The following is a 6,876-nucleotide window of genomic DNA, read 5'->3' as shown; positions in this document are numbered from 1 at the left end:
ACGCGTGTCGAGCAGCGCACCGACTTCGACAAGCTGATCGTCGACGTCGAGACCAAGCAGGCCATGCGCCCGCGTGACGCCATGGCGTCCGCCGGCAAGACCCTGGTCGAGCTGTTCGGTCTGGCCCGCGAGCTCAACATCGAAGCCGAGGGCATCGACATGGGCCCCTCCCCCACCGATGCCGCACTCGCCGCCGACCTGGTGCTGCCGATCGAGGACCTGGACCTCACTGTCCGCTCGTACAACTGCCTCAAGCGCGAGGGCATCCACTCCGTGGGTGAGCTCGTGGCCCGCTCCGAGGCCGACCTCCTCGACATCCGCAACTTCGGTGCGAAGTCGATCGACGAGATCAAGGCGAAGCTGACCGGCATGGGCCTCGCGCTGAAGGACTCGCCTCCCGGCTTCGACCCCATCGCCGCTGTCGACACCTTCTCCCCCGCCGCAGACGACGCGGACGCCGGCTTCGTCGAGACCGAACAGTACTAAAACCGTCATTCTGCGGGCCGGGCGCGGCCGGCCCGCAGAATGCGCCTGCCGCGGCGTATGCCGGACAGGTGACCCTGGCAGCGGTGAACCCGCCGCGCCGCGCGTGGCGGATCTGCAACCGCCCGAACCGCATGCCGTGGTTCCGGAGATCCGGGTCTTGGTCCCGCCGGGACAAAAGCGCCGCGCCGCCGGTCCCCACAGGGCGAGTCCTTCCCTCCGGTGCGCCCTCCCGGTGCCGAGCTGCAACTCGGCGTCGAGCGTCGAATGCTCGATGACCGCGCCACGGCCGGTTCCAGGTGGGCGATGGGCCAGTGGAAGGATGAGCGGCATGGATATCGTGCGCAGGAACAACGTGGTGGTCACCGGTCGCGCCGATGGGCCGGTGGTGCTGCTGGCGCACGGGTTCGGCTGTGACCAGAACATGTGGCGACTGGTCGTGCCGATGCTGGCGAAGGAGTACCGGGTGGTGCTCTTCGACTATGTCGGGTCAGGCCGCGCGGACGCGTTGGCGTGGGACGAGCAGCGCTACAACGTGCTTGACGGGTACGCCCAGGATGTCGTGGAGGTCTGTGAGGCGCTGGACCTGCGGGACGTTGCGATGGTGGGGCACTCGGTCAGTGCCATGGTCGGGGTGCTCGCGGCGGCGGCCGCCCCGGAGCGGATCTCCCGTCTGGTGATGGTCGCCCCCTCCCCCCGCTACATCGACGATGAGGGGTATCGGGGCGGGTTCAGCGCCGAGGACATCGATGAGCTCCTGGAGTCCCTGGAGTCGAACTATCTGGGCTGGTCTGCGGCGATGGCTCCGGTGATCATGGGGAACGCGGACCGGCCGGAGCTCGGTGAGGAACTGACCGCGTCGTTCTGCGCGACCGACCCGGACATGGCCCGGGTCTTCGCCCGCACCACGTTCCTGTCCGACAGCCGCGAGGATCTGCAGGACGTTGCGGTGCCGACGCTTGTCCTGGAGTGTGTGCAGGATGTGATCGCTCCCCGTGAGGTGGGCGCCTACGTTCACGCCGCGATCCCCGGCAGTCGGCTGATTACGCTGGAGGCGACCGGGCACTGCCCGCAGCTGAGTGCACCGCAGGCCACGGCAGAGGCGATCGTCACCTTCCTGGGAGCGCGCCGGTGATGAGCCGCACCGGCGAGCTGCCCCATGAGCCGGATGGTGAGGAGGGCGCGGACACCACCGACGCGGTCTTCTCCGCCCTGCTGGAGGACAGCGCCGAGGAGCTGTACGAGCAGGCGCCCTGCGGGTATCTGTCGACACTCATGGATGGCACCATCGCCAAGATCAACACCACTCTGCTGGAGTGGCTGGGGCTGACTCGGCGCGAGGTGGTGGGCCGGATGCGCTTCCCTGACCTGCTCACCGTGGGCGGCAAGCTCTACCACGAGACACACTTCGCGCCGCTGCTGCAGATGCAGGGTGAGATCAGCGGCATCGCCCTGGACATCAAAGCAGCCAAGGGGCAGAGGCTTCCCGTGCTGGTCACCTCCAAGGTGAAGACCAGTGACGACGGCGAACCGATACTGATCCGCACCACCGTCTTCGACGCCCGGGACCGGCGCGCCTACGAAGCCGAACTGCTGCGCGGTCGTCAGGCTGCCGAGAAGGCGCACCGCCAGGCCGAGGCCGACCGCGCACGGCTCCAGGAAGCCCTGCAGGTACTGCAACAGAGCCTGCTTCCTTCCGTGCTGCCCGCGGTACCGGGTCTGGAGGCCGCCTCGTACTACCACACCGCCTCCCCGGACCTGCTGGGCGGCGACTTCTACGATCTGTTCCCTTTGGACGGCAACGGCACCCGGTGGGGGTTCTTCCTCGGCGATGTGTGCGGCAAGGGCCCCAAAGCGGCTGCGGTGACCTCGCTGGCCCGCTACACCCTGCGCGCCGCCGCCCTGCACGACCCGGACCCTGTCAGCGTGCTGACCACACTCAATGCCGTGCTGAACGAGCGATACAGCAGCGGTGACGCCCGTTACTGCACCGCCGTACTCGGCATCCTGGAACCAGGCGAGGCCAGTTGCACGGTGCACCTGGCCTCGGGTGGTCACCCATCGGCCCTGATCCAGCGCGCCAACGGCACCGCCGACTACCTCGCCACCCCGGGTGGGATGCTCGTCGGTGCCCTGCCACAGGCGCAGTTCACAGCCGCCCGCACCGTGCTCCTTCCTGGCGACACCCTGCTCCTCTACACGGACGGTCTGACCGAAGCACGGGTCGGCCCGACACGTGCCCTGTACGGCGAGGAGGCGCTGCACGCCTTCGTGACCGCGAGAGTCCCGACCGGACCCCGTTCCCTGGTCACTGCCCTGACCGAGCTGCTCGCAGGCTTCGGTGAAGGCCTGGACGACGACACCGCCCTGCTCGCCCTCGGCATACCCGTTCCCCCGACCAACGATGGGAGTAGAACCTCGACATGAGGCCGCTGACGATCACCACCCGAGACGCTGCCACCGGTCCCGTACTGGAGATCACCGGCGAACTCGACCACGTATCCGCCCCTGAACTCCGTCAGGCGCTCGGCAACCTCACCCTCACCAGCGGCCAGTTGCTGGTTCTGGACATGGCCCGGCTGGACTTCTGCGACTCCAGCGGCATCAGCGCCCTGCTGGCTGCCCGCGACATCGCAGGCCGACATGGTGCCGCTGTCGCCCTGGCCGCGGTTCCCGCCAACACCGCCCGCATTCTGCGCATCATCGGCTTGGACCAGATCTTCACGACCTACCCCGATGCCCTCACCACCACCCCGCAGTAGCCCTCCCGGGACAGGCGGGTGTGGCTCCGCACGGGCGGGCGGGCGGATCGGGCAGTGTCACGACTGACCGGTCCGCCCCTGTACGCCGGTCGCCGGCGCGGTGCGCGCGTGGCCAGGGCGACTCGGGTGCTCAGTCGCCAACGCCACGCCCGGGGGCCATGCGGGCCCCCGGGCGTCGGAAATTTCCGGGGGTGGCTAGTCGGTGGCCAGCAGGCTGGCGCGAAGCTTGGTCACGACACGGCTGATCAAGCGGGAGACGTGCATCTGCGAGCAGCCCAACTCTTCACCGATCTGGGTCTGCGTCATCTCCTGGACGAAGCGGAGGTGGATGAGGGTGCGTTCCCGCTCGTCGAGTTCTGCGACCAGTGGCGCCAGGGAGTGAAAGTTGTCGATGAGCTCGTAGGAGTTCTCTTCGAAGCCGATGAAATCGGCGAGCGCGGTGTCGGACCCGTCGTCCTGGCTCGTCACGGCAGCGTCCAGCGAGGCGGCGTTGTAGCCGTTGGAGGCCATCTGCGCCTGAGCCACCTCGGAGGGCTCCAGCTGCATCAGCTCCGCGAGCTCCGCCGTCGAGGGGGAACGTCCCAGACGGGTACGCAACTCCTCAGTCGCCTTGGACAGTTCCAGACGCGCCTCTTGCAGACGGCGCGGCACATGCACCGCCCAGGAGGTGTCACGGAAGAACCTCTTGATCTCACCCGTGATGTAGGGAACAGCGAAGGAGGCGAACTCCACCTCACGGGACAGGTCGAACCGGTCGATCGCCTTGATCAGGCCGATCGTGCCAACCTGGACGATGTCCTCCATCTCCTGCGCGCCACGGTGCTTGAACCGCGAGGCGGCGTACTGCACGAGGGAAAGGTTCATCTCGATCAGGCAGTTGCGCACGTACTGATACTCGTGCGTCCCCTCCTCGAACTCGCCGAGCCGGTCGAAGAAAGGCTTGGAGATCGCCCGCGCGTCCTGCGGTGTCACCGACGACGGATCCGCGTACACAAGCTCTGCGAGTTCTTCCTCCACCTGCGTTCGCGTCTGCTCACCGGCCACCACGGTCATGATGCTTCCCGCTCCTTGTCGTCAGTTGATTGGCGCCCCTCCGCGCCAGTGTGTGCCCCGCGATCGCGATCCATGCGCTCGCGCCTCTGAGGTGCGCACCAAAGGGTCTTGGTACTTGAGCCGACTCGGCCACGGCAGGGGCGGAGGCAGACGTGGCCCCTCCCGTTGGCCCCCATCGGGGAGCTCACCCACTTTCCTCCGTAACCGATCGATGCCGATTACCTCTCCGCCAGACGCACAGAAATCTAACACGGCCGATGTAGACATTGGGTGGCGGTGTGGTTATCCACTCGGCCCACTCGGCGCCCAGAGTGAGGATCCGCTGGAGGTAGGTCGCGGCGGCGTACCAGCACCGTCAGAGCCCACGTCAGCCGCATCCTCGCCACACTCGACGTCACCAACCGCGTCCAAGCCGCCCTCCTGGCCCGCGACGCCGGCCTCTCCCCCTGACCAGCCGAAGACCGTCCAGCACAGCGAGCTTCGCGAGGGAACCCACCCGCGCACGGCCGAGCCCCGACGGAACGCAAAGGTGACCGCTCTCGGGAGATCACTGCGCGCCAACGAGGCCACGACCGTGCCGGGGTCGCGCTTGCTCACCACTCACTACCTGTTGCCGGTCGCGGCCCACGTCCATCCTGGTCCGTCGACGGCCCGGGGCAGCCAGTTACGCGGCCTGGATCAGTTCGGCGCGGCCGAAGAGTAGCGCCCACCCGGTAGGAAGCTGGGCGAGGATGCGGTCCATGAGGCCGGGGCCCGCGAGGTGGCTGACTGCGGCGAGGACGGCTCCGGTGTCCCAGCGGGTGGTCGCGGGGCTGGCGCCGGTGCGGGCGGCCAGTTCCTTGACGAAGCCCCAGCCCGTGGACGGTCGGCGGTCGGGGACCTCACTGGTGAAAACGAGGGCGGCTTCGAGGGGAAGACGGGCGGCGAGATCGACGCGTTCCTCGCCGGTCAGCTGCCGGCCCAGGGCCGCCAGCACGGCACGCGTGACCTCCGCGGCCCTCTCCCGGGTGGGGTAAGCGCCTTCGTACCGGATTTTCTCCAGCATCTCGTCGTACGCCATGCGGGGCGGGTGGGCGGACGATGCACGCAGCGTAGACATCGTGGGCAGTTGCCTTTCTCGTCCCACGGCGTGGTCGCCGGCAGGGACGGTCGGCCGGTTCGGGTACCGGCAATCCTGCTGAAGTGGGGTGAGCGGGTCGCTTGCTGGTGGAACGTGATGCCCCGGGCCGGCCGGAGAGTTCCGGCCCGGGAAAGGCGGGCAGGGGGCGGCGGGTCGATGCTCGCCCGCCGCAACCCTGCCGACGCGCGCGGGATGACGCCGGCCCGAGAGCGGCTGGTATGCAGGCGGCCTTCCTCAGCTGCTGATCTGCTGGGGTTCGGACTGGCTGCCGATCGCGATCTTGCGAGGCTTGGCGCGCTCGGCGATCGGGATGCGCAGGGTCAGTACACCTGCGTCGTAGTCGGCCGTGATGCGCTCGGTGTCCAGTGTGTCGGCCAGCACCAGCTGGCGGGAGAAGACGCCCAGCGGCCGCTCGGAGAGCTCCATCTGCACGTCGTCCGCACTCACCGCCGGGCGGCGCTCGGCCTTGACGGTGAGCATGTTCCGCTCGACATCAATGTCGATCGCGTCCTTGGTGACACCGGGCAGGTCCAGGGCGATCACATACGCCTCGCCCTGCCGGTAGGCATCCATCGGCATCGCCGAGGGCCTGGACCAAGTACCGCTCGCGCCCGTCCACTGCTGGGCGATCCGGTCGAGCTCGCGGAAGGGGTCAGTGCGCATCAACATCGCGAATACACCTCCAAAGGTCTGGCAGAAACTGCCAATGCGCTTCGTCTGGCACTGTTGTAACATGTCATCCAGACGATGACAAGTTGCAGAGTCATCGGAACAGTGACACCGGAGAAAGAGTTGGCCGTGAACGCATCCCCTACCGTCGGCGACCCCACCTCGGTCCGCGCCGCCGCCATAGCGCTGGACGCCATCGGCGCAGCCGTCCGCACCGCGCAGAGCACCCCGCCACCACACGAGCCGAGCAACCGCCCGGCAACGTCCGAAGAGGTCATGGCCGTCCTGCTGGCGCTGCGCGAACTGCGTGAACAGCTCGCCGGATGGGAGCCCGGACTGATCGAGGCAGCCCGCGCAGCGGGCACCAGCTGGGCCGATCTGGCCCAGCCCCTGGGCGTCGCCAGCCGCCAGGCCGCGGAACGGCGCTACCTGCGCGTACGCCCCGGAGCCCCCGGCAGCACCGGCGAACAACGCGTGACGGCCACCCGCAACCGCCGGGCCGGTGACCGCACCCTCACCACCTGGGCCCGGGCCAACGCCGCCGACCTGCGACAGCTCGCAGGCCAGATCACAGCCCTCTCGGACCTTCCCGCTCCGGCCCGCACGTCTCAGGCGAACCTCGTCGCCGCTCTCGCCGACAACGACGCCGCCAACCTCATCACCGCCCTCGCCGACACCCACACCCACCTCACGGCCGACCACCCCGATCTCGCGGACCGCGTCGACACCCTCACCCACCACGCCGACCGACTCCGCCACGGCGGCAGCGCCGACCGCTAAAAACACAGG

The 6,876-nt window shown here is 68.5% G+C and carries 8 protein-coding genes and 1 pseudogene; 6 read left to right on the top strand and 3 right to left on the bottom strand.

Translation table 11 applies throughout. The features are described from left to right. From ACZ5CR_RS39865 to ACZ5CR_RS39850, 4 genes are all read left to right on the top strand, one after another. A partial coding sequence (locus ACZ5CR_RS39865; RefSeq protein WP_468867077.1) for a DNA-directed RNA polymerase subunit alpha C-terminal domain-containing protein occupies window positions 1–486 on the top strand: 486 nt, incomplete at its 5' end. Window positions 487–814: 328 nt separating this feature from the next. Continuing rightward, window positions 815–1,618, top strand: a complete 804-nt coding sequence (locus tag ACZ5CR_RS39860; protein WP_468867075.1) for an alpha/beta fold hydrolase — start codon at window positions 815–817, stop codon at window positions 1,616–1,618. Beyond that, window positions 1,618–2,910 (top strand): PP2C family protein-serine/threonine phosphatase, encoded by a 1,293-nt coding sequence (locus tag ACZ5CR_RS39855; RefSeq protein ID WP_468867074.1) that lies wholly within the window; start codon window positions 1,618–1,620, stop codon window positions 2,908–2,910. The genes ACZ5CR_RS39860 and ACZ5CR_RS39855 overlap by 1 nt, the downstream gene beginning before the upstream one ends. Next, a complete protein-coding gene (locus tag ACZ5CR_RS39850) occupies window positions 2,907–3,245 on the top strand; it encodes an STAS domain-containing protein (RefSeq protein WP_468867073.1) in 339 nt (112 codons plus the stop codon). The genes ACZ5CR_RS39855 and ACZ5CR_RS39850 overlap by 4 nt, the downstream gene beginning before the upstream one ends. A gap of 195 nt (window positions 3,246–3,440) precedes the next feature. Here ACZ5CR_RS39850 and ACZ5CR_RS39845 read toward each other — a convergent pair whose 3' ends face one another. After that, entirely contained in the window at window positions 3,441–4,298 is an 858-nt protein-coding gene (locus ACZ5CR_RS39845) for an RNA polymerase sigma factor SigF (protein ID WP_468867071.1), read from the bottom strand. Between the two features lie 330 nt (window positions 4,299–4,628). Between ACZ5CR_RS39845 and ACZ5CR_RS39840 the strand changes: the two are divergent. Beyond that, window positions 4,629–4,748: pseudogene (locus ACZ5CR_RS39840) on the top strand (DNA-binding response regulator); the annotation flags it as partial. 214 nt (window positions 4,749–4,962) lie between these two features. Here the strand turns inward: ACZ5CR_RS39840 and ACZ5CR_RS39835 are convergent. Continuing rightward, on the bottom strand, window positions 4,963–5,397 hold the full coding sequence (locus ACZ5CR_RS39835) for a DUF2267 domain-containing protein (RefSeq protein ID WP_468867069.1): 435 nt from the start codon (window positions 5,395–5,397) through the stop codon (window positions 4,963–4,965). Between the two features lie 255 nt (window positions 5,398–5,652). Beyond that, complete coding sequence (locus ACZ5CR_RS39830) at window positions 5,653–6,087, bottom strand: Hsp20/alpha crystallin family protein (protein WP_468867067.1); 435 nt, start codon at window positions 6,085–6,087, stop codon at window positions 5,653–5,655. Between the two features lie 129 nt (window positions 6,088–6,216). On the opposite strand from ACZ5CR_RS39830, the gene ACZ5CR_RS39825 reads away from it, so the two are divergent. Beyond that, window positions 6,217–6,867 (top strand): type III effector protein, encoded by a 651-nt coding sequence (locus ACZ5CR_RS39825; RefSeq protein WP_468867065.1) that lies wholly within the window; start codon window positions 6,217–6,219, stop codon window positions 6,865–6,867. Window positions 6,868–6,876 lie beyond the last annotated feature (9 nt).

The organism is Streptomyces sp. NPDC031274 (assembly GCF_055570235.1).
The sequence above is the reverse complement of the archived record's forward strand: the minus strand, read 5'-3'. Positions and strand labels throughout refer to the sequence as shown.

Coding starts and splice junctions, on each gene's coding strand:
- ACZ5CR_RS39835 (WP_468867069.1), bottom strand. CDS start 5,397: ATGTCTACGCTGCGTGCATCGTCCGCCCACCCGCCCCGCATGGCGTAC.
- ACZ5CR_RS39830 (WP_468867067.1), bottom strand. CDS start 6,087: ATGTTGATGCGCACTGACCCCTTCCGCGAGCTCGACCGGATCGCCCAG.
- ACZ5CR_RS39860 (WP_468867075.1), top strand. CDS start 815: ATGGATATCGTGCGCAGGAACAACGTGGTGGTCACCGGTCGCGCCGAT.
- ACZ5CR_RS39850 (WP_468867073.1), top strand. CDS start 2,907: ATGAGGCCGCTGACGATCACCACCCGAGACGCTGCCACCGGTCCCGTA.
- ACZ5CR_RS39845 (WP_468867071.1), bottom strand. CDS start 4,298: ATGACCGTGGTGGCCGGTGAGCAGACGCGAACGCAGGTGGAGGAAGAA.
- ACZ5CR_RS39855 (WP_468867074.1), top strand. CDS start 1,618: ATGAGCCGCACCGGCGAGCTGCCCCATGAGCCGGATGGTGAGGAGGGC.